The sequence below is a fragment of the Methylophaga sp. UBA5088 genome (assembly GCF_002414625.1).
Classification (GTDB): domain Bacteria; phylum Pseudomonadota; class Gammaproteobacteria; order Nitrosococcales; family Methylophagaceae; genus Methylophaga; species Methylophaga marina.
Genome location: NZ_DIAC01000128.1, coordinates 1 through 431, shown reverse-complemented (window position 1 = coordinate 431; position 431 = coordinate 1). Strand labels below are relative to the sequence as shown.

At 41.8% G+C, this 431-nt stretch carries 1 protein-coding gene; it reads left to right on the top strand.

Annotated elements, in window-relative coordinates; translation table 11 throughout:
* The coding region (locus tag B4K20_RS15740) for a TolC family protein (RefSeq protein WP_289283642.1) at positions 1–431 on the top strand (431 nt) is incomplete at both ends.

The window sequence follows — 431 nt, the reverse complement described above, 5'->3', positions numbered from 1 at the left end:
GTTATCACACTCAACACCTTACTTAGCCGACCTACGCATACGCCCATTCAGCTTCCGGCCTCTCAGTATATTGATACCACTCTCCCTGATATTAAATCTGCTGCAGAAATTCTCCATCTCGCGAAACAAAATAGGCCGTTTCTACAACAGCAAAAACACCTGATTGCTGCAGCAGCAGAAGATAAAGCCTTAGCTGAAAAAAACGTGCTACCTGATTTTAAAGTTTCGGCAGCTTATGGTCTCAGACAAGGCAATAATCTGGATGGCTCTGATCGTAGTGACATGCTGTCATTGCAAGTCGGAATTAACGTGCCGTTATTTGCCTACAAAAAACAAAAAATGGCCATTTCACAAAAAAACAGTGAATTAAAACAACAACAGTTCGCCTATCAGGATAGCTGGAATCAGGTTCAAGCAGAGATTGCTAATTA